At 46.5% G+C, this 26065-nt stretch carries 23 protein-coding genes; 3 read left to right on the forward strand and 20 right to left on the reverse strand.

Annotated features, from left to right (window positions below; all coding sequences use genetic code 11):
• Positions 1–126: 126 nt before the first annotated feature.
• From NE638_RS09660 to trxB, 7 genes are all read right to left on the reverse strand, one after another.
• Positions 127–969: a Cof-type HAD-IIB family hydrolase gene (locus NE638_RS09660; RefSeq protein ID WP_173746103.1), complete on the reverse strand. Its 843-nt coding sequence runs from the start codon at positions 967–969 to the stop codon at positions 127–129.
• Positions 970–1129: 160 nt separating this feature from the next.
• The gene (locus NE638_RS09665) at positions 1130–2809 is read right to left on the reverse strand and encodes a glycoside hydrolase family 13 protein (RefSeq protein WP_173746104.1); all 1680 of its coding nucleotides are present in this window, start codon (positions 2807–2809) and stop codon (positions 1130–1132) included.
• A gap of 199 nt (positions 2810–3008) precedes the next feature.
• A complete protein-coding gene (locus tag NE638_RS09670; RefSeq protein ID WP_173746105.1) occupies positions 3009–3839 on the reverse strand; it encodes a PTS system mannose/fructose/sorbose family transporter subunit IID in 831 nt (276 codons plus the stop codon).
• Positions 3836–4651 (reverse strand): PTS mannose/fructose/sorbose/N-acetylgalactosamine transporter subunit IIC, encoded by an 816-nt coding sequence (locus NE638_RS09675; protein ID WP_173746106.1) that lies wholly within the window; start codon positions 4649–4651, stop codon positions 3836–3838. Before NE638_RS09675 ends, NE638_RS09670 begins: the two co-directional genes overlap by 4 nt.
• A 50-nt stretch (positions 4652–4701) precedes the next feature.
• Positions 4702–5733 (reverse strand): PTS mannose/fructose/sorbose transporter subunit IIAB, encoded by a 1032-nt coding sequence (locus NE638_RS09680; protein WP_118368543.1) that lies wholly within the window; start codon positions 5731–5733, stop codon positions 4702–4704.
• 420 nt (positions 5734–6153) lie between these two features.
• On the reverse strand, positions 6154–7191 hold the full coding sequence (locus tag NE638_RS09685; RefSeq protein ID WP_244094822.1) for a LacI family DNA-binding transcriptional regulator: 1038 nt from the start codon (positions 7189–7191) through the stop codon (positions 6154–6156).
• Entirely contained in the window at positions 7178–8116 is a 939-nt protein-coding gene (gene trxB, locus NE638_RS09690; RefSeq protein ID WP_021651187.1) for a thioredoxin-disulfide reductase, read from the reverse strand. Before trxB ends, NE638_RS09685 begins: the two co-directional genes overlap by 14 nt.
• A 168-nt stretch (positions 8117–8284) precedes the next feature.
• On the opposite strand from trxB, the gene NE638_RS09695 reads away from it, so the two are divergent.
• Entirely contained in the window at positions 8285–10057 is a 1773-nt protein-coding gene (locus NE638_RS09695; protein ID WP_244094823.1) for a DUF885 domain-containing protein, read from the forward strand.
• A 10-nt stretch (positions 10058–10067) separates the two neighbouring features.
• Here NE638_RS09695 and NE638_RS09700 read toward each other — a convergent pair whose 3' ends face one another.
• The 3 genes from NE638_RS09700 to NE638_RS09710 form a co-directional block, all read right to left on the reverse strand.
• Positions 10068–10349 carry a hypothetical protein gene (locus tag NE638_RS09700; RefSeq protein ID WP_021651190.1) on the reverse strand — a complete coding sequence of 94 codons (282 nt, stop codon included), beginning with the start codon at positions 10347–10349 and terminating at the stop codon, positions 10068–10070.
• 5 nt (positions 10350–10354) lie between these two features.
• Positions 10355–10768: an acyl-CoA thioesterase gene (locus NE638_RS09705; RefSeq protein WP_244094824.1), complete on the reverse strand. Its 414-nt coding sequence runs from the start codon at positions 10766–10768 to the stop codon at positions 10355–10357.
• 66 nt (positions 10769–10834) lie between these two features.
• Entirely contained in the window at positions 10835–11083 is a 249-nt protein-coding gene (locus NE638_RS09710; RefSeq protein ID WP_118368547.1) for a hypothetical protein, read from the reverse strand.
• Positions 11084–11898: 815 nt separating this feature from the next.
• Between NE638_RS09710 and NE638_RS09715 the strand changes: the two genes are divergently transcribed.
• A complete protein-coding gene (locus tag NE638_RS09715) occupies positions 11899–13593 on the forward strand; it encodes a CapA family protein (RefSeq protein ID WP_244094825.1) in 1695 nt (564 codons plus the stop codon).
• A 149-nt stretch (positions 13594–13742) separates the two neighbouring features.
• Here the strand turns inward: NE638_RS09715 and glgB are convergent, their stop codons facing one another.
• From glgB to NE638_RS09745, 6 genes are all read right to left on the reverse strand, one after another.
• A complete protein-coding gene (gene glgB / locus NE638_RS09720; protein WP_110104071.1) occupies positions 13743–15629 on the reverse strand; it encodes a 1,4-alpha-glucan branching protein GlgB in 1887 nt (628 codons plus the stop codon).
• Between the two features lie 211 nt (positions 15630–15840).
• Positions 15841–17190: a polysaccharide deacetylase family protein gene (locus NE638_RS09725; protein ID WP_173746109.1), complete on the reverse strand. Its 1350-nt coding sequence runs from the start codon at positions 17188–17190 to the stop codon at positions 15841–15843.
• A 227-nt stretch (positions 17191–17417) separates the two neighbouring features.
• Positions 17418–18773: a trigger factor gene (gene tig, locus NE638_RS09730; RefSeq protein WP_173746110.1), complete on the reverse strand. Its 1356-nt coding sequence runs from the start codon at positions 18771–18773 to the stop codon at positions 17418–17420.
• 78 nt (positions 18774–18851) lie between these two features.
• A complete protein-coding gene (locus tag NE638_RS09735) occupies positions 18852–20351 on the reverse strand; it encodes a polysaccharide deacetylase family protein (protein WP_227574305.1) in 1500 nt (499 codons plus the stop codon).
• Positions 20352–20404: 53 nt separating this feature from the next.
• Complete coding sequence (locus NE638_RS09740; protein WP_330603430.1) at positions 20405–21889, reverse strand: polysaccharide deacetylase family protein; 1485 nt, start codon at positions 21887–21889, stop codon at positions 20405–20407.
• On the reverse strand, positions 21840–22043 hold the full coding sequence (locus tag NE638_RS09745; protein ID WP_173741147.1) for a hypothetical protein: 204 nt from the start codon (positions 22041–22043) through the stop codon (positions 21840–21842). The genes NE638_RS09740 and NE638_RS09745 overlap by 50 nt, the downstream gene beginning before the upstream one ends.
• Before the next feature lie 94 nt (positions 22044–22137).
• On the opposite strand from NE638_RS09745, the gene NE638_RS09750 reads away from it, so the two are divergent.
• Complete coding sequence (locus tag NE638_RS09750; protein ID WP_021653070.1) at positions 22138–22578, forward strand: type IV pilin; 441 nt, start codon at positions 22138–22140, stop codon at positions 22576–22578.
• A gap of 99 nt (positions 22579–22677) precedes the next feature.
• Here NE638_RS09750 and NE638_RS09755 read toward each other — a convergent pair whose 3' ends face one another.
• The 4 genes from NE638_RS09755 to NE638_RS09770 all read right to left on the reverse strand — a co-directional run bounded on the left by NE638_RS09755 (position 22678) and on the right by NE638_RS09770 (position 26065).
• Positions 22678–23124, reverse strand: a complete 447-nt coding sequence (locus tag NE638_RS09755; protein ID WP_021653071.1) for a DUF1934 domain-containing protein — start codon at positions 23122–23124, stop codon at positions 22678–22680.
• A 32-nt stretch (positions 23125–23156) separates the two neighbouring features.
• Entirely contained in the window at positions 23157–23978 is an 822-nt protein-coding gene (gene murI / locus NE638_RS09760; RefSeq protein ID WP_021653072.1) for a glutamate racemase, read from the reverse strand.
• 56 nt (positions 23979–24034) lie between these two features.
• Positions 24035–24274 carry a hypothetical protein gene (locus NE638_RS09765; RefSeq protein WP_118753281.1) on the reverse strand — a complete coding sequence of 80 codons (240 nt, stop codon included), beginning with the start codon at positions 24272–24274 and terminating at the stop codon, positions 24035–24037.
• Between the two features lie 105 nt (positions 24275–24379).
• Complete coding sequence (locus tag NE638_RS09770) at positions 24380–26065, reverse strand: GerAB/ArcD/ProY family transporter (RefSeq protein ID WP_114001951.1); 1686 nt, start codon at positions 26063–26065, stop codon at positions 24380–24382.

Here is a 26065-nt window from a genome sequence, read left to right on the forward strand (position 1 = left end):
TCAAAACCAGCAATCCCCGCATCCTCTTCGTTTATCATACCTTATATCACCAAAAATGCAAATAAAAAAGACAGAGAAAAATACATTTCCCTGTCCCTTATATCAACGATCACGATCAACCACAGCTTACAGCCCGAAAAACCTCTCCAGAAATTCCGCCACACCATCATGATCGTTATCTCCGGTCACCTCATTCGCTGCATCCTTTACATACTGTTTGGAATTGCCCATAGCAACACCGATACCTGCACCCTCCAGCATTTCCAGATCATTCTCATTATCTCCGAAAGCGATCACATGCATCCGGTCAATACCAAGCTTTGTGCGAAGCATGGCAAGACCCACACCCTTGTCCACGCCTGCTGCATTAAACTCCGCATTACCGCTGATGGAAGTAGTCACTGCCACATCATCCAGATCCTTCCATTTCTCACGAAGCGCCCTGCTGGTCTCCATATCATCAAAATAAATATTGATCTTCTCTGCCTGATCCAGAATATCTTCCTGATGATAAAAATCCTTAACATATACATGTCTGCTGAGGAAATAATCTACAAAAGTTTTTTCCAGCAGATCTTTATCCACTACAGATGCCACATAATCTCTGGCATCCGCATCAGAATAGGCAATTCCGTTTGCATAAGCCTCTGCGATCCAGCCTTTTGCGCCGCTGTTTTCCACATCCTTCAGGATTTTGCTTACCATTCCTTTGGGCATGGTTTTTCGCCAGATCATCTCATTTTTATCGTAATCCCAGACAACACAGCCGTTTTCCACGATTCCCCATTTCACACCCCGGAGCACAGAAAACTCCCGAGGGATCAGCTCTCTGGTCCTTCCGGTTGCCGGCACCACATAATGTCCGTCATCAATCAGACGCTGCAGAACATTTCTGTTCCTTTCAGAAATCTTATTCTCACTGTTCAGAAGAGTTCCGTCCATATCCACTGCAATGATATATTTTTCCATAAATTCCTCCTGTTTGTCTTCTCCTCACAGGCAAAAAGCGCATCTGCACTGCACCCGGATATCCTTTGGCAGTACAGATACGCACAAATACTCATACCTGCTCTCTGTAAAGCGAAGACTTTTCTTCCACTTTACTACTACATATACAACAGCTCAGGAATTACCGGATCCTCATCATAAACGCCTCGTACGGTCTTAAGTCCGCTTTGATCCCTGTTCTGTCCTTATAGTTTGCAATCTTAATATCCTCTTTATCGGACACATATTTCGCAAGACCTTCTGTACTTACCGTATCCTCAGAAAGGTTTGCCACCACGATCCACTGCTCTTTGTCGGAAGTTCTTAAATATGCAAAGATCTTCTCGTCTTCCGGAAGAAGGAGCTGATAGTCACCTTCTGTAAGAAGTTCTTCCCCATGACGCAGGCGGATCAGATCTTTATAATAATAAAACACAGAATCATTTTTTTCCAGAGCTTTTTTTACATTGATCTCCTGGTAACGGTCAGAAAGGCGGAACCATGGCTTGCCGGTTGTAAATCCTGCATTTTCGCTGTCATCCCACTGCATCGGAACCCTGGCATTGTCACGACTCTTGTTCCATACTGCCTTGCGGAAATCATCCTCAGAGATAGTTTTGTTCTTAACGACAAGGTCCTGATATGCATTACGAACCTCGATGTCCTCGTACTCATCCAGCGGGAACTGCACGTTTGTCATACCGATCTCCTCTCCCTGATATACATAAGGAGTTCCCTGCATACCATGGAGAACGGTAGCATAAGCCTTTGCACATTCCTCGCGGTAAGTAGTGTCATTTCCCCATCTGGAGATCACACGTGGCTGGTCATGATTTTCGAAGTACAGAGCATTCCAGCCTTTATTGTAAAGCTTGTTCTGCCACTCAGACATAACACGTTTCAGATCACGGAGATCAAAAGGCTTCAGTGCCCACTTGCGGTTTACAGAGCCTGGAATACGGTCGATGTTCATATGCTCAAATGTGAAGATCATATTCAGCTCCTCACGCTCCGGATCTGTAAACAGTCTTGCAACCTCCGGTGTGGAGCCCGGCGCCTCACCTACCGTCATACAGTCATATTTTGAAAGCACCTCCCGGTTCATCTCATGGATAAACTCATGAAGTCTTGGTCCGTTGCTGTGATATTTTCCTGTATAATACTTGCGGTCATCAGTCTTCGGGTAATCCGGGAAGGACTGATCCTTGGAGATAGACGCGATCACATCCATGCGCCATCCATCAGCACCTTTATCCATCCAGAACTTCATCAGATCATAGATTTCCTTACGGACAGTTTCATTTTCCCAGTTGAGATCCGGCTGCTTTCTGCTGTAGAAATGAAGGTAATACTGGCCACGCTCTTCGTCGTATTCCCAGGCACTTCCGCAGAAGCTGGAACCCCAGTTGTTTGGCTCACTGCCATCTGCTTTCGGGTCTTTCCAGATGTAATAATCACTGTATTTGTTGTCTTTTGACTTCCGGCTTTCCACGAACCATGCATGCTCATCGGAAGTGTGGTTGACAACCAGGTCCAGAACGATCTTGATGCCATGTTCGTGAGCTTTTTTGATCAGCTCATCCATGTCCTCGTTGCTTCCGAAACCTGCATAGATCTTTCGGTAATCACTGATATCGTAACCGTTGTCGTCCTGTGGGGAATCAAAAACAGGGCTGAGCCAGATCACATCGATCCCAAGGTTCTGAAGGTAGGGGAGTTTTTCAATAATGCCCTGGAGATCGCCGAAGCCGTCTCCGTTGGAGTCCTTAAAGCTTCTTGGATAAATCTGATATACAACGGAATTCTTCCACCAATCTTTCATTTCTTATGTCTCCTTTATTTTGCATTGAGCAGATATTTATAATCCGTATTTGCTGCTTATTTATATCCGGTCAGGTGTTCTTCAACTGCCCTTTTTGCGGTCAGTTATTTCGATATAACTTTTTTTAGGCTTTTTTATAGGCGGACCCTATACGGCCCGCCTTTTCATAATTCTGATCTTTATTCCTTATCCTTAAGGCTTATGCAATTCCGAGAAGAGAGAGAAGGATGCTCAGGATGATAACACCGATGATCAGAACTGTGATGCTGACATTTTTCTTTTTCAGCAGATAGTAGCACAGAAGAGTCAGTCCAAGGGGAACAATGCCGATAAAGATCTGGTCCAACATGTTCTGTAGATTCAGAACAGATTCACCCTTCATGGTGAGTTCATAAGTGGAGTTAAAGGTTACCATGCTGGCAGTCATACCGCCGACCATGATCAGACCTACAATGCTGGCAGCCTTTGTCAGGATGTTCATAAGACCGCTTGCATAAACCCTCTGGATGTATTCGGAACCAAGCTTGTAGCCCAGGAATGTTCCGTAATATTTCACAAGAATAGACGGAATGTTGAAAAGAAGCAGGAACACGATCGGTGCCAGAACGTTTCCGGATGCACCAAGTCCTACTGCGATTCCGGCTGCGATTACGCGGAGAACGCCCCAGAAAATGGAATCACCGATACCGGCCAGAGGTCCCATCAGGGAAGATTTCACCGCATTGATGGAGCTTGCATCAAAATCCTTCTGCTCGCTGTTTTTCTTCTCCATGGATGCCACAAGACCCATGATGAATGTAGATAAGGTGATGGTTGTATTGAAGTAAGACATACTTCTTGTGAGGGCAGCTTTTTTGCCTTCCTCATCGTTTTTGTAAAATTTATTGATAAAAGGCATCAGGGAATAGCAGAAGCCGGAAGCTCCCTGTTTTGCCGGGCTTACTGCCGCATACAGAGTAAAGGAACGCCAGAACGCTTTTCTCAGCATTTTTCTTTCATCTGCAGGAATGGATTTCGTTAAATTACTCATAAGAAAAATTCCTCCTCTTCTTCGTCAAGATATTCGTCAGCGCTACCGGCCGGTGAAACTGCTACTCTCTGTGCTGCAAGCTGATTCAGCTTGTAATCGTTCATACCAATGGAAATGGCAATGATCACACCGATCACGGCAAGGGCGATCAGCGGAAGGTTTAAGTATGCTGCAAGGACAAATCCCAGGAAGTAGAACATGCAGATCTTGTTGTCCCAGAGCATTTTCATCAGCATCGCCATACCTACTGCCGGAAGAAGTCCACCGCAGACGGTCAGGCCGTTCATAACAACATCCGGGATCGCATCCAGAAGTGCGCTGACTGCGTCAGATCCGAACAGGATTCCGAAGAATGCGAACAGGGAATACAAAAACCAGTTTACAGCCCAGAGTCCGTAATGAAGGGCGATAATCTGTTTCTCCTTGCCCTCTGCTGCCAGACGGTCGAAAGTTTTTGCAAACATACCTACAATAAAGATGTAGAGAACGGTCTTGATCTGAAGACCAAGGATACCAATTGGAAGTGCCAGTGTCAGGGCTACCTCAGAACCTTTGCCCAGCATGATGGCAAAAGCAGTTCCTACGGCTGTGGCAATTCCGGGTTCTGCTGCAGAAGCTCCGCCAATATTTACAACTCCCATGAATACAGCTTCCAATGAAGCTCCGATGATAACTCCTGTGTGAAGATCTCCAAGGAACAGACCTACCAGTGGCCCGATGACGATCGGACGGTTCAGCATAGTAAATCCGACCAGCTCTGCACCGCCGACACAGATAAATACAGCAAGTGCTACAAGAAATGCGTTTAACATTTTTTTCTTTCCTCCCTTTTTTGTGCTACGTTTTATTTATTCAGTGGATGTCAGTCAAGCTTGTCCAGTACATCCTTCACAAGCTTCTGCTCATCATTGGGTACCTGCTGCATACAGGCCTTCGGATCAAGAGCCACCAGCTCTTTCAGTGCCTGCTGTTCTGCTTTTGTCAGCATGATAGTCGGGGTCAGGACAAGCTTCTCGGAAACATCGATCCCATCAAAACGTCCCGTATTTCCTACATTGAGGAATCCGATCTCACCAACACTTTGTCTTATCTTCAGAGCATCCTTTACCGTTCTTGTCAGAACCAGGATACGCATCCTGGATGCCTTCGGATTGTTTAAGATACGAATGGCTTCATCCACCGGTTTGATCAGCGATTTGATTCCGCCCGGTACGGCCATTTTCAATGCCATCTTCTGGGTGTTATCGTTAGCTGCCTCGTCGTTAGCTACCACGATTCCCTGTACAGCCAGCTGTTTGGTCCAGGTCATGGCAACCTGTCCGTGGATCAGACGGTCATCTACACGAAGTGCGGTGATCTTTGCTGTGGAATTGTCATAGGACTGGGGAGCCAGAGCTTTTTTCGGTGCGGATTTTTTTGCATACGATGCAGCATCTTCTGAAATCTGCGCAGTATTTTCGATACCCTGTGCAGTATCTTCTTCAGCATTTTTTTCAGATGTGGATTTCTTTCCACCGCCAAGGTCTACCATCTGAAGCTCTTCTCTGGCATCATCGATGAACTCCTGGATCTCCTCCTCTGTCACATCGTCATCTGCCATCATAACCTGCATCAGGACCGGAAGGTTGGTTCCTGTGATCAGTATGACATTTTCTTTCTGGCTGTATCTCAGAAGCTTCTGATTTACGCTTCCTCCCATCAGATCTGTGAAAACGAAAATCCTGTCGTTTTCATGCTGTGCGAAATATTCTTCAAACTTTTTCTCCACATTGTCTTCCGGTGTCACATATGCGTCGATGGTTGTGATCTCATCCATTTTTCCAACGATCAGCTCTGCTGTATAACGAATGCCGGAGGCCATTTTTCCATGTGTGGCGATCAGAATCTGTTTCATCTGGTATTCACTCCTTCTGTACTCTTTCCCTTTGGTTATGTACCTAACCTTTATGTTCACACTATAGCATCAAAGTTAGACTGTGTAAATAGGTTATGTACATAACCTATCATTGTAACAAGTTCAAAATCATGGTTTTGTGCAGGTTTCACATAGAACAGCAAATGCTTATTATCCACATCTTCAGCACGAACCTACACAGGATAACTCTTTTACGATTTCAGGTAAATTTACAAAAAGCCGAAAATACTCTGACTGTCAGACACTGACAGTTCCCGTATATTTCGGCTTTTGATATCTTTATATATCAGATTCTCTGTACTCTTACTATATTGAAAGTCCCGATTTTCTATTTTTCACAGTTCTGCAGTGACTTCTCGTATCTACCCCCTGATCAGATCAGGTACATTCTCTGCAGACTTACTTTTCCTCATGCTGCGGCTGTACAGATCTCCTGGGGATCAGCGTGACCGGAAGCATGATCTCATTTTCACGCTCTTTTTCCACTCCATTGATCCGTTCCATCAGAATTTCCACTGCAAGAGACGCCTTCTGCTCCACATTCTGGCTGATAGTAGTCAGACGAGGCACGGAAAATTCCGCATAGCTGATGTTATCGTATCCTGCAATTCCGATCTCCTCCGGAATCTTTACTCCACGACTGCTGAAAAAGCTGATAGCCTCCAATGCATAGAGGTCCGACAGGAAAAACAGTGCGGCCTTTGGTTTTTTCCGCTGGAGCAGACACGCATAGCTTTCTTTTCGTTTGGCGTAGTTCATTCCAAGAGCAGTAAACTGCACCTTCTGCTTTTTCTTTGCAAAATCCTTCGCCGCCCGCTGAGCGCCCATGTAACGAAGATGGTCCACACCATTATCACGGCCTGCACAAACCTGGATATGCTCATAGCCGCATTCCAGAAGATATTTTGTCATAAGATAGCCGCCGCTTTCGTCGTCCAGTCCGATATTCAGGACATGTTTTTCCTGGCCTGCATCAAGCTCACCGTATGCATCAATGGAAACGATCGGTTTGTTGATCAGCTGATAGATCTTTTCACAGTTGCTTTTGCTGAAGGAGATGGCAATAACGCCATCTACATCCCAGCCCATGACCATCTGGAATATCTTATCTGTATCCTTTGCGGAATACAGCATCAGATAATATCCCAGCTCCTGCACGTATTTCTCGATAAAACCGATGATCTTTCCATAAAAAGGATCTCCGATGATAGAATCCCTGAAGTCTTTATGATAATTGATCACAACTGCGATCAGCTGGGATTTTTCTTTATTCAGAACTCTCAGTCCCATTTTCTGGACATATCCCATTTCCCGGATAAGATTCTCGATCTTCTGAATATTGGCAGGAGATACTTTTTTTGTTTTTCCATGTATGACATTGGAAACAGTTGTTGTACTCACGCCTGCTCTTTGTGCGATTTCCTTAATCGTTGCCATTATCTTTCCTCCAGAGATATTTCTGTGCGGAAGCCACTGCATTGGCTCCGTCTGAAACAGCAGTTACTATCTGGCGAAGTGCCTTGGTACGAATATCCCCCGCTGCAAAAACCCCAGGTGCGCTGGTAACCCCCTCTTCTCCTGCACAGATATATCCATTTTCATCCAGCTTGAGCTGATCCTTTACAAGTGTCGTATTAGGAACGATCCCCACAGCAATGAAAACACCATCTGCGGTCAGCTCCCTCTCTTCATTTGTTTTTATATTACGGATCTTAAGACCGGTCACTTCGTCCTGTCCCAGGATCTCAAGGGGAACACTGTCCCACACCATTTCTATATTCTCACAGGCAAAAATTTTCTCCTGAAGTGTCTGATCTGCTCGAAGCGCATCACGGCGATGAACAAGATATACCCTTTCACAGAGGCCGGAAAGAAAAACTGCATCCTCTGCTGCCACGTTTCCTCCCCCCACTACCACTGCGGTCCGATCCTTATAAAAAGCTCCGTCACAGGTAGCGCAGTAGGAAACACCAAGGCCGCTCAGATCATCCTCTCCCGGGATATCCAGCTTCCGGTGCTCTGCCCCAAATGCAAGGATCAGGGCTTTCGCCTGATATTCATGCTTTTTTGTACGAATCGTCTTGATCTCTCCGGAAATATTTTCCAGGGAAAGAATCTTCTCACGCTGCGGCTCCAGTCCCAGCTTCCGGGCATGTGCCCCAAAGGCTTCTCCGAGATCCATGCCCGATATCCCCGGCATTCCCGGATAATTATCCACCGCATAGGTAGCTGTGACCTGGCCTCCCGGTGCAAAGTTTTTATCGATCCATATGGTATTTAACCTGGCCCTGGACGCATAGATCGCTGCCGTGATCCCTGCCGGACCTCCGCCTAAAATTGCAAGATCATAAATATCACTCATGTTATTTCTCCATTTTTGTATATTTCCGCTCACATAATATCATAGATTCCGTAATTTTCCAATATGATAGAACAAAGCGCCACTCTGAAAGGACGTTACTGTTTGCTTCGAGACCATCAGCACTCTCCACATGGTATATGTCTGTAAACAGTAATGAAAGACTGTCTTATGTCTCTTAAAATCAGGAAAAATAAATCTCCTATTATCATCACTCTGCTTCTTATCCTGGCACTTCTCACCGGCCTTACTGCCGGTTATTTTTCCACTCACGGGATCACAGAAAACGGAAAATTCGAAGCCTTTTCCGGAAAAGTTTTTCAAAATGAAGTTTCCGGCAGCACCCTTACCCTCCATTATACCCTGGCACATCCGGAAAAACAGGGTATCCGGCGAAAAAAAGCTTCTCTTGGCACTGTCCCCACAGATATGAAAAATACATACCAGATCTGCAGCCAGTACGAAAAAAAGCTGAAATCCTTCCGCTACAGCCGCCTTTCCACGGAAAATCAGCTGACGCTGGACTCCATGCTCCTCTATTACCACACGGAAAAATCACTGGGCGACAATTATCTGCTTCAGGAGCCTCTTGGCCCAAGTCTTGGTATTCAGGCTCAGCTTCCGGTTCTTCTGGCGGAATATGCCTTTTATGAAGATCGTGATATCACCGACTATCTCACTCTTCTCACCACCATCCGCCCATACTTTCGGAGCATCCTGGAATTTGAAAAAAAGAAATCCGAAGCTGGCTTCTTTATGAGCGATACTACCCTGGACCGGGTCCTTGCACAATGCAGTGCTTTTATCCAGAATCCCGACAACAATTATATGCTGGAAATTTTCCAGAAAAAGCTATCCGAATATGGAAAACTTCCTTCCTCAGAGCAGAACGCTCTGGTCCTGACCCACCAAAATCTTATGAAAACAGAAGTCATCCCAGCCTATCAGGAACTTATGACCGGTCTGGAAGCTTTGCGTGGCACAGGAAAAAACACTCGTGGCCTGACTTATTTCAAAGGAGGAAAAGCCTACTATCTCTATCTTCTTCAGAGTCAGACCGGCTCTTACGTTCCTGTAAAGCAAATGGAAAAACGACTCTCCGGACAGCTTTCCGACGAGATCGGCATCGCAGGAACCATACTTCGACAAAACCCGGAGCTTCTGACTACTCTCAGCCGGGGAATCACTTTCAGAGAAATAAAGCCTGCCCAGATGCTGAATGCCTTGCAGCAAAAGATCCAAACAGACTTCCCACCTCTCACAGATGTCACCTTTGAGCTCCGCACAGTCCACGATTCCATGAAAGAATATCTAAGCCCCGCCTTTTATCTCACCCCACCTATGGATACCGGAACCCCCAATGTGATCTACATAAATCCGGCTGCCGGCTACCAGGGCCTGGAGCTTTTTACCACACTGGCACATGAAGGATTCCCGGGGCATCTTTACCAGACTGTCACCTTCCAACGCCAAAAAACCTCCAACATCCGAAATCTTCTCTGCACCTCCGGCTTTGCAGAAGGATGGGCCACCTACATCGAACCCTATGCCTACCAGTACGCCGCCGATTATATTCAGGATCCTTCTGCCACAGAGCTTGCTAGGATCTCCTGGCTGAACCGAAGCATCAATTTATGCATGTACTCCCTTCTGGACATTGAGATCCATTACAACGGCTGGACTCAGGCCGAAGCCGCCAGCTTTCTGAAAGCCTTTGGTATCGAAGACAGCGCCGTTGTCTCCGAGATCTACCAGTATATCCTGGAAACCCCGGGAAATTATCTGAAATACTACTGGGGCTACTTAAGCCTTCTGGACTTACGCACTTCCGAACAGAACCGCCTTGGCCAGGACTTTGATCTGAAAGCTTTCCACAGCCAGGTACTGAAGATCGGTGGTGTACAGTTCCCGGTGCTGGAGAAGTATATTGATGCGGAATTTTGAAACTGTTTTTTCACTCCAACCCAGCAAAAAACAGTTCATAAAAATCATCCTCACCCTCAAGCATCGGAGAATTCTCTCCGCCGCCATTGGTACTCCTCTTCATCGCTGCATAAAATTCCTCACCAGCTGCAATCAGATCCATCTCATAAACCGGAACCCCAAGCTCCCGGCACTTCTTACAGAAAGCAGCCAGCGGCGCTTTCTCCCTGCGGGTAGCAAGCAACATCTCCCGAAGCGCCGGGTCCCTGCGGGCCTTTTCCTTCAGATTATCAAGCATCTCCACAACTTCCATCAGACTCAATCCCCCTTCACACAGCTTCTGAACAGCACATCCAGTTCCGGAATCTCTTTTTTCAGAGAAACCAGCTCCCCATTCCTGGTAAAACAATGCTTCGAGGAAGCCTCTGTACAAACCTCACTTCTGGTCACATTAAAAAACTCATAAGCCAGCTCCAGAACCACACCACTGTACTTCTTCACCGAAACCGAAATCCCAACTACATCATCAAAAAGCACCGGCTTCTTATAAGAAACCGAAATCCCTGCAACCGGAGAAACAATCCCCCGCTTCTCCACCTCACCATAACCAAAGCCCAACTCCTTCATGAAATCGATCCGGGCTTCTTCCATCCATTTCACATAATTGGAATGATGGATGATCCCCATCTGATCCGTCTCATGATACTGTGCCTTACGCCTGTAAACACCCATGTTTATATCCTCTCTTCTGTAAAAATCTGACATTTGTCACCAGTAACAAAACATCCTCTTTATTTCTCACAAACCATACTCTTTATACAACTCCCTGCAAGCCTCCGCACTGTCTATGATTTTCCCAATCTCATCCATTCGACCATCCGCGATCAATTCCCCATCCTCCAGCTGATGCTCATTCCGAAGATGCACAATCTTTACATTCTCCGGATACGAAGTATGAAACACCTCATTGATAAGCGGGACGATCAGATAAGTCATCTTCTCCATCATCGTCCGAAAAACATCATCAAATATAGTATTATTGGTCATTAACACTCCTACTGGTATATACAAATTATACCACACAAACAAAACATGAAAACACCATAAACCAGCATTTCACAAAATACACAGTAACAAAAAATGGAAAACGCTTCAGAATCTAAAGCTTCAGAAATGTCCATACAGACAAAAAGATCTTATAAGATAAACCACCCATACCACACACTATAATAAAAAGCACTGAAATTTCATCCAAAAATTCCGACACACTCAAACCAACAACACAACACCTCCACACCACCAGGCCGACAGCAAAGCACCTCCACACTACCAGGCCGACAGCAAAGCGCCTCGGCCATCCCCTCCGTCAGACCACAAGGAAACTCAGCCTTTCGCCCCAGGCATCCAGCGCAGCGCTGATGCCCCATCCCCTACCGGAAAACCACTCAACCTACCACTCCAAACAAACCTACCACCCAGCCACCCTAGCCCTACCGCCCTGAACCTCACAGTCCGTGCCGGGGATGCTGTCTGGTCTGCCTCTGCAGGAGGGGAGCTGATTCTTAGACGGCGAAAATCTGCGTTGCTTCAAAAATTCTCGCTGTCTGAGCGGCGTCAGACGCGAGTTCGAGAAATTTTGAAGCGGTTTTAGCAGAATTTCGGCGTCTTAGAATCCAGCCCCCGACGAAGCCGCAGACCAGACAGCATCCCCGACTCGGGCGTACGTTCACCCCCACCACCCTCTTCCCACCAAAATAAAAATCTGCTATAATACAACCACACAACAAAAATCAAAAATAACAAAGCGAACAATCACCAATCAATCGCATTCAAAATCCAAAGAAAGACAAGGTAAAACATAAATGAAATTTCCACCCAACATCAAAATCCCCGACTCCCTCAAAGGAGTCTTCAAAAAAAGCTCCGCCCCGGATCCCCTCAGAGAACCCCGGCGCAATCCCAAGGACAACATCCCCCTGAACTTCCGCGAACGCAGCAATGCCCGCGTAAGTCTTATGGCATCCGTCATCGTCCTTGCGATCCTGGTCCTCTTCTTCAATCAGCTGGACTACCGCCTCATCCGCAAACCAGCCATAGACGCCCAGAAAAAAGCCGCGGCAGTCAAAGCCAAGGCCGAGCAGGAAGCAGCCGACACCACTGCCGAAACTACCACTGCCTCCGTCATCGCAGTAGGCGACAACCTCTATCACCAGAGTCTCATCGACGCAGGCGCATCCTCTGACAGCAACTGGAACTACGACAAGATCTACACCCACATCCAGGACGCCATCAAGGACGCAGACATCAAAATGATCGATCAGGAAACCGTCTTCACAACCGACCATGACAGCGTAAGCTCCTACCCATCCTTTGCAACACCCACAGAAGTAGGAGACGCCATTATAAAAGCAGGATTCAACGTAGTAGAATCCGCCAACAACCACATCGATGACTTCGGAGAAGGCTTCCTCACAGACACACTGAACTTCTGGAAAACCAAATATCCGGATGTCACACTTCTGGGGATCCACGACTCCCAGGAAGATGCCGACACCGTCAAGATCCGTGAAGTAAACGGTATCAAGATCGCATTTCTGGATTACACCTACGGCACAAACGTAGGCGGCATTGAAGGAAAAGACTACATGATCGACATGATCCGCAAAGACAAGATCACAGCCATGATCCAGAAAGCAAAACAGCAGGCCGACTGCATCATCTTTGTAGCACACTGGGGTACCGAAGACGAAACCATGCCAAACGAATACGAAAAACAGTGGGCAGCCTACCTTATGGAGCAGGGCGTAAATGTCATCATCGGCGGACATCCACATGTACTCCAGCCATATGGCCGCCTTACTGATGACAAAGGCAATGAAACTGTAGTCTTCTACTCTCTGGGAAATTTCGTATCCACCCAGCAGAAGCTGGAAGAACTTCTCGGCGGAATGGCAAAATTCACCATTCAGAAAACCGTACAGGACGGCAAGACCTCAATTGAGATCCTGACCCCTACAGTGGAACCTCTGGTCATGCATTACAACAGCGATGCCGGTGAATTCGGACCATATATGCTTTCCGATTACACAGAAGAACTTGCATCTCAGAACGGTGTACAGTCATACATTGGCTCCGGTGTATTCACTCTTGACAACCTGAAAAAGAAGTTCAACGAGATCATGTCCATGAATGTCACTCCATCCACAGGAACCAACCTCCTGGATGTGACCATTGACACAGACCTGAACATGATCGATGCATCCGGAAATGTCGTAGAAGATACCGACTCCATCACAGCAGAAAAATATTACGCAGATAAAGGCATTGACATCACTTCCGAAGACTTTAACTCTGCTGATAATAACTCAGGCAGCACAGACGACTCCTCGGATGACGGTTCCTACGACGACAGTTACTCTGACGATGGTTCCTACGACGACGGTTCCTACGATGATGGTTCCTACGACGACGGTTCCTACGACGACGGTTCCTACGATGATGGTTCCTACGATGATGGTTCCTACGATGATGGTTCCTACGATGATAGCGAAGAATAGCGATAACTTTTCGTAACCAGTTTATACCCAGATCCATAAAATACCGGAGATCCGGCACCTCTGAAGCCAACACTTCAAAGGTACACAGATCTCCGGTATTTTTATTTTATCTTTTATATTTTCTTTCAAAGATTTCGCTATACAGAATATCAGTATGTAAATATACCAACTCCATAAGCTTCCAACGGATATGCAAAAGAAAATTCCCGGTTGTCACAATTTTTCTTTTCGGCTTTAAATACCTTGCCCTTCGGAAGAAGCCCCTGCTCATCCATGATCAGCTTGTACTGTTTTTTCTTCGGAACGCCTACACGGTAATCCGGACGTGCTACCGGTGTAAAGTTGCATACTATCAGGATATTATTACGTCTTGTAGGAGATTTTCTCACAAAGCTGAAGATACTTCTGTCGCCATCGTTGGCATTGATCCACTCAAATGCAGATGGATCATTATCTGCACCGTAAAGTGCCGGATATTTGCGGTAGATATGCAGAAGATCACTGACATACTGCTGCAGCTTCTGATGATTTTCTTCGCCAAGAAGATACCAGTCAAGCTCTCTGGCCTCACTCCACTCACGCAGCTGTCCGAAATCCTGTCCCATAAACAGAAGCTTCTTACCCGGATGCCCGAACATAAAAGTATATCCGGCCTTCAGGTTCTTGAATTTATCATCCAGCTCTCCTGGCATCTTCTCCAGCATAGAACACTTCAGATGTACTACCTCATCATGAGACAGAACCAGAACATATTTCTCACTGTATGCATAAGTCATAGAAAATGTCATCTTATTATGATTAAATTTACGGAAATATGGATCCAGCTTCATGTATTCCAGGAAGTCGTTCATCCAGCCCATATTCCACTTCAGAGAGAATCCAAGCCCGTCGTCTTCTGCCTTACCTGTTACCATCGGCCATGCGGTAGATTCCTCTGCGATCATGACAGTTCCATGATTTCTTCCGAGAACAACGGTATTCAGATGCTTAAAAAATTCAATAGCCTCCAGATTCTTGTTTCCGCCGTATTTATTGGCGATCCACTCACCGTCTTTCTTACCGTAATCCAGGTAGAGCATGGATGCAACCGCATCTACACGAAGACCATCAACGTGGCATTCCTCTACCCAGTAAAGAGCGTTTGCGATCAGGAAATTCTTCACCTCCGGACGTCCGTAATTGTAGATCTTGGTTCCCCAATCCGGATGCTCACCCTGTCTCGGATCTGCATGCTCATATACAGCAGTTCCGTCAAAGTTAACCAGTCCGTGTGCATCCTTCGGAAAATGTGCCGGTACCCAGTCAAGAATGATACCGATCTTCTGACGGTGAAGATAATCCACCAGATATTTGAAATCCTGCGGTGTTCCGTAGCGGGAAGTCGGTGCGTAATAGCCGGTTACCTGATAGCCCCAGGAACCGTCAAAAGGATGCTCTGCGATACCCATAAGCTCCACATGGGTGTATCCCATTTTTTTGACATACTGTGCAAGCTTCGGCGCCAGTTCTCTGTAGGAATAGAAACCATCCTCATCCTCTGCTGTCTGCGGATGCTTCATCCAGGAACCCGGATGCACCTCATAGATAGACATGGCACCTGTGTCCGGATCAAAGTTCTCGCGATTTTTCATCCAGGTATCATCTTTCCATTTATAGTTGGTGATATCTGTAATACGAGAAGCTGTTCCGGGACGCATTTCAGCGGCATTGGCATATGGATCTGCCTTGTAAAGCTCCTCACCATGTGCACCTGTAATGTAAAATTTATACAGCTGTCCGATCTTCGCTCCCGGTACAAATGTCTCATAAACGCCAATGGGTCCAACTTTTTTCATGGGATTCTTCTCCGTATCCCATTCGTTGAATTCACCTATAACAGAAACCGCCTGTGCATTAGGTGCCCACACTGCAAAATAAACCCCCTTTTTTCGGTTCTGCGTATCTGGATGTGCTCCCAGCTTCCTGTAAATATCATAATTCGTGCCCTGACCAAACAGATACTGGTCAAGCTCCGTAAATTGTAATTTCTTTCCCATTTTCAGGTACCTCCCTTTATAGTTCTGCCACCGTCCATTCCCCAATTTTAAGTGGAATTTTTTATTCTATAATTATACCAATCCCCATATTTTCAGTCAAGGAAAAACCCTCTCCGGCTAATATGTGTCTATTATCCGACAGTGTCAGATAAAGTCAAAAAAGAGACCTGAATGACGCACATTTTGTCATTCAGGTCTCTCCTGTCATTTTTTAATATTCTTCGCTTCCATCGTCATAAGATTCGTCGTAGGAACCATCGGAATAGTCCCCTTCATCGGAAGATCCGTCACTGACATCCGATCCGTCAGAAGAATCGCTTCCATCGGAGCCATCCTCAGAGGAATCCTCTGAATCGCTGGAATTTCCTGCATATCCTGCAACACGACCAGCCTGAAGAGAGCTGTCCCAGAAGTCAGAATAGGAAGCACTCTGTAACGTAACATCCTTCGCTTCTGCAAGCTCGCTGACTGTTACAAGCTTATATCCCTGGTCGATCAGTGCCGGGATCAGCTTCTCTGTGGCACACTTCACAGATGGTTCATGAATATCATGCATCAGGATGATAGAACCGTCTCCCAGTGAGGAATCATTCATGATCTGGTTATAATCTGCATCCGCATCCATCAGCTTCCAGTCCAGAGAATCCGTAGACCACATGAAGAAAGGCTTGCCAACTGCACTCATCTGCTCATCTGTGATCGCGCCATACGGTGCACGACATACCGTTGATGCCTGCCCACAGGCTTTTACCAGTGCATCATCCGTCTTCTGGAACTCCTGCATAACAGAATCCAGATCCATATTCGGCAGCGTCTGTTCCGGATGATCCCAGGTATGGTTACCGATCTCGCAGCCAAGCTTTACCATTCGCTGTATGGTAGATTCACGGCCCTCCACATTCTGTCCCAGCATAAAGAACGTAACATGGATATTGTATTTCTCAACAGTATCAAGAAGTGTCTCTGTATACTCTCCAGGACCATCATCAAAGGTCAGAGCGATCATCGGGCGCTTCTTGGAAGGATCATAAGAGCCATCCTCATTAAAATAATAGTCCTTCACACCTTTCTCCACCCATCCGGTCTGCATGTATCCCTTTTTATCAAAGCTGTATGTTGTTCCGTCAATATCCGCAAAACCATTTACATAATATGTACCATCCGGATTCTGATACCACTTTCCTGTAGAATCCTCATGCCATCCCGGAGTCATAACAGAAAGCCTTTCGCCTGCTGCACTGCCCTTTACCGGCATCACCGTTGCATCCGTACCGGAATCCGCGCTGTCTGTATCCGAAGCAGCCGTATCCGTCGATGCCGTACCGTCCTTCGTACTGCTGCCTGTGGAAGCTCCGGCGGTATTTGCCTGGACATTTACTGTCTCCGCATCCTTATTGCTTCCGCCGCCTGCATGGTTGACGATGGGAAGAATTACCCCTCGAACAACAAAAACCAGCAGAAGAATCGCCGCAACTACACAGGTTATCCGCTTCATCATCCGCCGCCGTCTTAACTGCTGCTGTTTTCTGCGCATCCTCTCACGCAAAACTCTTTTGTCCATTTTTTACATCCCCGTTTATATACTCATATCTTTCTTTGATATTTAATGTCTGTCTTTAATCATACCGCATTTAACGCTTAAATACAATGGAAATTCCCGAAAGAATCTCTTAATTTGTTACTGTTCACTCCGTTCTCAGTAACACACTTCGCGATGCACATGTAAAAAAAATGGTACCCGGAACACATTCCGGGCACCACACTTTTTTAGCTGCTGATACTGTCAGATCACTCCTGCCCCGCTGCATCCGATGTGCTGCTGTCTGCATCCTGATCCGCCTCGCCGTCTTCCGGCACCATATCTGTAGCCTCTGCCGCTTCCAGCTCTTCATCCACGGTACCTTCCGCACTGCTTCCGTCCGAGGAAGGATCATCTCCGTTTACTCCCTGGGTATCACCGGCAGAAACCTTCTCCTCAACCGTTGCATTGTCCAGGACAAAATCTTCCACTCTGAGAAGTCCGATGGATTCATCCACGGCTGCCTGTCCGTATTTATCTACCAGCGCAGCCAGATCCTTCACACTGTATGCTTTGATCAGTTCATCCTGGATACTGAGAGATTTTTTATCTTCAAGTGTCATATTCTCCGCATCCATGATCCCCTGTACGATCAGGTTCTGCTTTACTTTAAACTCCGCATACTGACCGCTCTGCTCCTCAAAATCATCCATGGAGATTCCCTGAGCTTTTACAAAATCCTCCAGCGTCATATCACCCTGTTTTGCATAATTCTCATACAGACTGCGAAACTCTGTCTTGGCTGTATCCAGATCCTCCTGTGGATATTCCTTCACTTCAGATGCTGAGAGCACTGTGTTCCATGCAGTTTCACGCAATGTGTTCTGTGCACTTGTCTTCGCTTCATCCTCCAGTGTGGTACGGATTTCCTTCTTGTAATCATCCACACTCTTGCAGTCTGTATTCTTGGCTACCCAGGTATCGGTAAGCTCAGGTGCACGCTTAAAGCTCTGCAGAGTGACCTTAAATACCACTTCCTGTCCGGCCAGCTCTTCCGAAGAGTATTCCTTCGGGAAAGTCAGATCGAGATCCTTGGTCTCACCTTTTTTCATTCCGATGATCCCGTCCTCAAATCCGTCGATAAACGTTCCGGAGCCTATGGTCAGCTCATAATTATTTGCAGTACCGCCGTCAAAAGCCACTCCGTCCTTGGTTCCCACATAATTAATGATAACCACATCTCCGTTCTGAACACTGCCTTCCGTTACTTCCTCAGCCTTGTTCTGAAGTTCTTCCTTGATCCTTCCGTCAACCATATCATCGGTTACGGCTTCTACTGTGTTATCAAGAGTCAGTCCCTTATATTCTCCGATGGTCACATATTTGCTCACATCATCCACGGAAACAAGCCTTGTATCTCCGGAGGCTGCCTCTTCGCTGTCTTTATTGGAATCCGTTTCTTCTGACTCTTTGGAATCTGCAGATCCGGAATCTTCTTTATCTGTTGTATCCTGCGCTTCTGCTGCAGGTTTTTTGTCATCTTTCTGGTCTGTTGATGTGCCACATGCAGTGATCGCCAGTGCCGCACACAGTGCAAGAACCATGAGATATGCTTTTTTCTTCATAACCTACTCCCTTCATCAAGTACTGTCGGTTCGATTATAATCTTTTTTTATACAGATTTGTAAAGTGTGTTTGCTGTCTTACATTTCCGGTACCGGTGTCGGTCTGGAAGAATCCCACACCTCCGATACATCAAACAGGTCACTGAGCATATCCGGATTGTAATACATTCTGTATCCATCCAGATTCCGTCTTCCCTGACGGAAATATTCACTTGTGATCTGCACAAAATACTGACTGGAATCTACATTGCAGAAATAGCGGTAGCCACGGCTTTTGTAATACTCATACTTCTCATTATCCGAGGTGTATCCTTCCCAGTCGCCGATATCCGCACCAAAGGCAAAAATGATCATATCGGTTTTTCCGAGGATGGGTGCCACATATTTTTCCCATTTTTTATTATCGGTCTTCAACTCCGCTGCTGTGGAGCTTGTAGCGTTTCTGTGACCCCAGGTATGGCTTGCAAATTCCCACCCGTCCTTTTTCATGGCCTTCGCCACTTTTTTGGCTGCTTTTACTTCTTTATCATAGTCAAAATCCGGATTGGCCTTGAGAAAAGCCTTCTGGTCATCCTGAAGATTCTTCTTGGTCTTATATGCCCCATCTGTACGGTAGCCCAGAACACCATTATAACCGGTCATTGCCAGGATACCCTTTCTTCCATGATAGGAAAAATCCGGATGTTCTTTGATAAAGGAATCCAGGATCGGCACCACATCGTAATCTCCGGTCACAACTGTACCGTCTGCCTTCTTATACTCGCATTTGATATCTCCGTTGTCGTCGATCACCAGCTTTGTGGCAAATCCGTCTCCGTCCATATAATGATAGTAGCTGACGTCATCCTCTGAAAGAACAAAAGGGATCTTGCCTTCCGGCAGCATGATCTTTCCCTTGCTCATGGTTCCGTCATCATTGATCACAGCCATATCATGAGGACTCACCAGTACGTAACCCTTATCATACATGATCTGGAGCATTTTTTTGAATTCGCTGACTGTGGTCATCATCTGATTATATCCGGCCTCATCGGAATCTCCGTCAAAGGCCAGTGAAGTATTCACGATCAGGGAATGAAAAAATACATGGGTGATATTCTCAAGTGGATATTCCACACAGGCATCTCTTTTTTTCATGTAGGCTGCTGCTGCTTCCTGCATCTTGTCACTGGTGGCAAATTTCCAGTTGTTTTTCAACACGGAGATCGCGCCGGTGTAATCATACTGCTGTGCCAGTTTTTTGGCTTTTTTGAGAAGTGTTTTTTCGTCTGAGGAAGTACTGTCGGAGCTGTTCTCGGCAGCTTCCCTTTTCTGTGTTTCTTTTTCTGCCTTTTTTTCTTCCTTCGGTGTCTCGGTAGCTGCCGGCTGGTCCTCCGGGTCCGCTGCTACTTTGGCTTCTTCGGACTGTTCTTCTTCGGCTTCTGCAGCTTCTGCTTCCGCTTCATCAGACTGTGTATCCTCGTCATCCTGTGTCCCGGAGATCATATTGTCCACCTGAACAGTGACCGGATGGTTTCCGCCCACAAGAAGTGACGCCGCAAGCACTGTTGTCAGTACACCTGCAATTTTTTTCTTCATAATAATATATATGCCCCTTTCTAAAAGTCCCCTCGTATCTCCGGATATGACCGTTACATCGGCGGTACCGGTGTCGGTCTTGCCGGATCAAAAACATCTTTTACGTCAAAAAGATCGGATAACAGTTCCGGGTTATAATACATACGGTATCCATCCAGATTCCGTCTTCCCTGACGGAAGTACCGATCCCGGATCTGTACATAATACTGGCTGGAATCCACGTTGCAGTAATAATTATATCCCTGCCCCTTCAGATATTCGAATTTATCCCCGGAATACTCCTGGTCATTGGTAATGTCGGTTCCAAAAGCAAAAATGATAACATCCGTTCCCCCGATCAGCGGATCTACATTTTTCTTGAAACGTTCGGTATCTGCCTGAAGCTTCTCCAGTGTGACCTGTCCCACATTCTGATGTCCCCAGGTATGGCTCGCAAATTCCCAGCCTTCTGCCTTCATGGCATCGGCAACCTTTTTTGCGGCTGCCCGTTCTTTTTCCAGGCTGAAATCCGGATGTGCATCCAGCCACTGTACTTTATTTTCATCCAGATCTGCCGGACGGGTCTCATAGCTTTCGTCGGTCCGGTATCCCAGGATCCCGTTGTATCCGGTAAGTGCCAGGATTCCTTTTGCACCGCGGTATGAGAAATCCGGATGCTTTTCCACAAAACGGTCGATCAACGGAACCATGTCATAATCTCCCACGGAGACACTTCCGTCATCTTCCACATATTCATTGCGGATCTTTCCTTTATCATCCACGATCAGCTTCGTGGCATAGCCGTCACCGTCCATGTAATGATAATAGCATACATCATCCTGTGAGAGGACAAACGGCGTTTTCCCAGGCGGAAGAAGGATCTCTCCCTCTGTGATATTCCCGTTGTCGTCTGCCTTTGCCATGTCCTTGATGCTTACCATCACATAGCCCTTGTCATACATGGTCTGCGTGATCTTGTTAAACTCATCAATGGTTGTCATGACCTGATTATAATCTGCTTCTTTGTAGTCTCCGTCAAACGCTTTGGATGGATCCTTGATCAGAATATGATAAAAGACATGTGTCACCTTTTCAAGGGGCCATGCCGTACAGGTTGCTTTTATGTCTTCGTATTTTTTTGCAGCTGCCTGCATCTTCTTATCCGAATCATAGGACGGAGCCTTTTTCAGAAGATCGATAGCTTTGTCATAGTTATACTGACTGGCCAGAAGCTCTGCCTCTGCGAGAGTATCTTTGGAAGCGGTCTCTGTATTTTTAGTACCTGCTTCTAAAGCTTTTTCTCCGGAAACAGTCTGTTCTTTCTGTTTGTCAGAAGAAACCATCTTCTCTTTTGAAGCCTTCTCACTTCTGCCCTTCAGCGCACCGACCCCTACGGATGCCCCGACTGCGACGATCATTGCCGCTGTTATGATGGCCAGACGTTTTCTGCGTTCCTTCAGCTGGCGCTTTCTGCGGCGTTTCAATATCTCTTTCCGCCATTCTTCGTACTCAGGAGTTCCCATTTCCGGTCGGGTTCCCCCGGGCTTTTTCTCTTTCATATAATATTTCCTCCATCTCTGGTTTATCCATTACATATGTTAGCTCAAAGATAGTTATGTCCTGTATTCTCTGCAGCATACACAGATGAACTGCATCGTAATCATTATAACTGGTAACTGCTGAAATTTCCACCGTTCCACCTGTCTTTTTCACTTTTTTAATTGCCTTTTTGACGAAACAATGCTAAAATGTTGTTTGCGTAATGTAACCGATTGCGAAACAAATATATATACAGGGGGATTCTCAAATGAGTACAGTTACCATCGTTCTTCTGGTCATCCTCGTTATTCTGATCGCAGCAGTGATCGCACTCTATTTCTTCGGAAAAAAAGCTCAGAAAAAACAGGACGAACAGCAGGCTCAGATCCAGGCTAACAAGCAGACAGTTTCCATGCTGGTCATCGATAAAAAACGGATGCCGCTGAAAGATTCCGGACTTCCACAGATGGTCATCGACCAGACACCTAAGCTTATGCGCCGGTCCAAGCTTCCGATCGTAAAAGCCAAAGTCGGTCCGAAGATCAACATCCTTATTGCAGATGAAAAAGTTTTTGATCTGATCCCGGTCAAAAAAGAGATCAAAGCTGAAGTCAGCGGCCTTTACATCGTTGGCGTAAAAGGAATCCGTGGTTCTCTCGAAGCACCACAGAAGAAGAAAAAAGGCTTCCTCGCAAGATTCCGTAAATGATCAGAATCCAAAACAGCCGCCATGCTTTCAGGAATTCCCCTGATGCATGGCGGCTGTTCTTATGTAGTGTAATTATATATCTTTTATTTTCTGCAGGATCTATAAAACAAAATCCTTGCAGTCTCTTGGCTGTACCTGGATCGCCAGATAGCAGTCTGCCACATGTTCTTCATTCATATCCAGCGCATAATCTGCTTTGATCTGAAGGTTCTCTTCGCTTTCCGTCAGCTCCAGATTCGTAGCTGAGATTCCCATCTGAAGTGTTCCGTAAGGGGTAGTATAATAGGTCATGTTTTTTTTGCCCTGTTCAAATACCATGTGTACATTGACCAGTCCCTTCTTGCTGACTTCCAGACCCTTTCCGGATACTTTTATGTAATTGATGGTGGGTTCTGCTGTTTCATCCAGCAGTTCCTCATATCTGAGATAATGAGAACCATTGCGGAAATAATACTGTCCCGGAACAATGATCTCTATAGGTTCCTGATCCCCCTGTGCATCCATCATCTGAAGCCCTCTTACATGGATCAAAACTTCTTTCTGCATTCTTTTCTCCTATCATTTATGTACAGATCTGTTTAATATTTTTCGATATCGATCTTCTGTGTTTTTTCTACGTTATACGGCAGAATGGAATTGGCAAAATCCTTAAACTTCTCTGCAAGATCACTTACATAAAAGCGATACGGGAATTCCTCCTGTGCTACCTCATTGCTGGCAAGATCCAGTCTGGAGAGTAACTTTTTAAGCTCCAGCGCCGTCTCATATGCAGGATTCACAAGGCAGACCTCCTCACCCATGATCTTGCGGATGGTAGATCTTAAAAGAGGATAGTGCGTACATCCGAGGATCAGTGTATCGATCTCCTGCTCCTGCAGCTCCTTCAGATATCTTCTGGCAACCTCCTCGGTGACCGGATCATGATACCAGCCCTCTTCTACCAGCGGAACAAACAGCGGGCACGCTTTTCCGATCACGGTGATCTCCGGATCCAGTTCCTTCAGATAAGAGGCATGGATACCGCTTCCTACCGTGCCCACCGTTCCGATAATGCCCACCCGTTTATTTCTGGTTTCCTGGGCAGCAACTTTGGCACCGGCCTCGATCACTCCAAGGATCGGGATATCCAGTTCATCCTTCACCGCATCCAGAGCAAATGCACTGGCTGTATTACAGGCCACCACAATGGCCTTCACCTTCTGTTCCTGCAGAAAATGAATGATCTGGCGGGAATAACGGATCACCGTTTCTCTGGATTTGCTTCCATAGGGAACTCTGGCTGTGTCTCCGAAATATACGATTTTTTCCGATGGGAGATTGCGCATGATCTCCCGGGCTACTGTCAGTCCTCCGATACCGGAATCAAACACACCCACCGGTGCGTTTCTGTCTATATTCATTGATCTTATCTCCTGAAATAATTAATCGAACGTGATTGGTCCGTTGAAATATTGTATCACCAATCCAGGGCTTGCGCAAGCCAGAAGGATATCTTCACCGGCTTATTTTCCCCGTTGTCCTCTGCTTTTTCAAAACAGAATTCCGGGTAGATCGTTCCCCACCAGGCATAAAACTGTGGCTGCTGATCACCGGCAGTTCTTCTCTCCCAGGTACTCCCTGCAAGGATCACTGCCGTGAGCAAAAGGAACCCTCCTGCTTTTTTTAATACATGCTTCTTCATTTTTATATGCTCCATGAGCAAGCCCTCCTGTCAAAAATCTTCTGATGATCTTATCCAGAGATATATTGTACGATTTATCGTACTGATCATCATCTATATTATTAACAGTCCGGCTCCCATCTATTCATTACTGCCGTAATCCACTTCCAGAAGCTCACCTTCCACCCATATCTCCGGAAGCCAGGGCAGCGTTCCATCCTGACAGAACTGATGATATACCTCCCGCAGAGTCACACCCTTCTTCTGCTGCCCGGATGTGCGGTTCTCCTGGATTCCCTGAAGGTATTCCCCTATGGAGCTTTCCCGGGCTCCCTTCCAGTGAAAAACATCTCCCAGCATATCCGTCCGGAACACGTAGACATCCTCTCCGATATGCTCTTCCTGCTTCAGATATCCGATCAGTGCTTCCCGGGATCCCTCTTCCAGGATCTGTTCATCCAGGATCAGCACTTCAAGATGACCCAGATCCAGAAATTTTTCCTGAGACCGGTTGTAGACTGCCTCGATCTCCTGAAAATCCCGGCCGGAAAGAGTCAGCACAGAAATCGGATCTTCGTCCGGTTTTTCCTGTCCGGTAGCTGTACTCATATCCGGCATTGCATATTTCAGCACAAAGCCATTCTCTGAAACACCGGCCCCCAGTGCCAGCGGATAAGCTCTTTTTTCCGGTTCTACTGCCGCACAGCCTGATCCCGTCAAAGTGATGACCAGGACAAGTCCTGCCACAGTTACTTTTTTCTTCCGTCTTCCCCGGTTTTCCGTACTGAGAAAAAGCTGTATCACAAGCAGAAACGGCACAAAGATGTACCCCAGATACCAGCCATAATACTCCCGGATCCCCATCCCGTTTCTCTCATACAGGGAAAGCAGCCAGCCTGCTGCCGGGATCCAGTACCGACCGGTCCCGAATCCGGTTTTTTCCGCGATCTGATTTCCGTAATGAAACAAACTTCCCAGAGAAAACAAAAGTCCGAATACCAGAAACCCCATCCATATCACATCAAATCTCGCCAGTACGTTTCCCGGAAGATCTGCCCCCTCCAGAAGAGGCAGTACCGGACAGATCTCGTTTTTAAGGCGTGCACCTCCAAAGACTGCCGGAAGAAGGAGCTGCATTCCAAAAATGATCCCGCAAACTGTAAGAAAAGCCAGGATCACAGGTTTTCTGGCACTTCCCTGTTTTTTTGCATACTCCAGCCCGAAGGGAAGAAGTCCTGCTCCTGAAAAAGCACACAAAAGTGTATACAAATCATGGAGCCATCGCTCTCCTGTAAATCCTGTTTCCGGATCTTTCATCACTTCCATAAAGTACTCTGTTTTTCCCTGCCCTGCACATAAAAGCATCAGAAGAAGGATCCCTGCCAGAAAAATCCTTCCGGACACCTCAGCGATCCGCCCTCTTCTCTGCATTCCGCGATGCGTTCCCAGACTACAGGCTGCAACTGCAAGAAGAGACAGCCATTTTCCGGAAATCCCGCTGATCAGACTTTCCGGGATCACCTCCCCCAGAAGGCCCGAAAGAAATGCCGAACTTGCGATCACATATACCAAAAAGAACAGGCCAATAAATCGTACAGTAAAACTTCCTGTCCTTTTGGAAAGCTCTCCATATGCAGGTGTCAGACGTATCAGCCAGATCACATAAAAAGAGAGCACTACGGCCGCAGCAGCTGTCCCTGCCATGGCACTGATGCCCAACATCGCTCCATTCTTAAACAGGCACAGCAGAAACGGCGCCGGAAACACCAGTATGATCTGCCGAAAAAGCTGTCTGTGGGAAATCCTGTTATTCTCCGCAAATCTCAT

Origin of the sequence: Blautia sp. MSK.18.38 (genome assembly GCF_024460535.1) — a bacterium.
GTDB lineage: Bacteria > Bacillota > Clostridia > Lachnospirales > Lachnospiraceae > Blautia_A > Blautia_A fusiformis.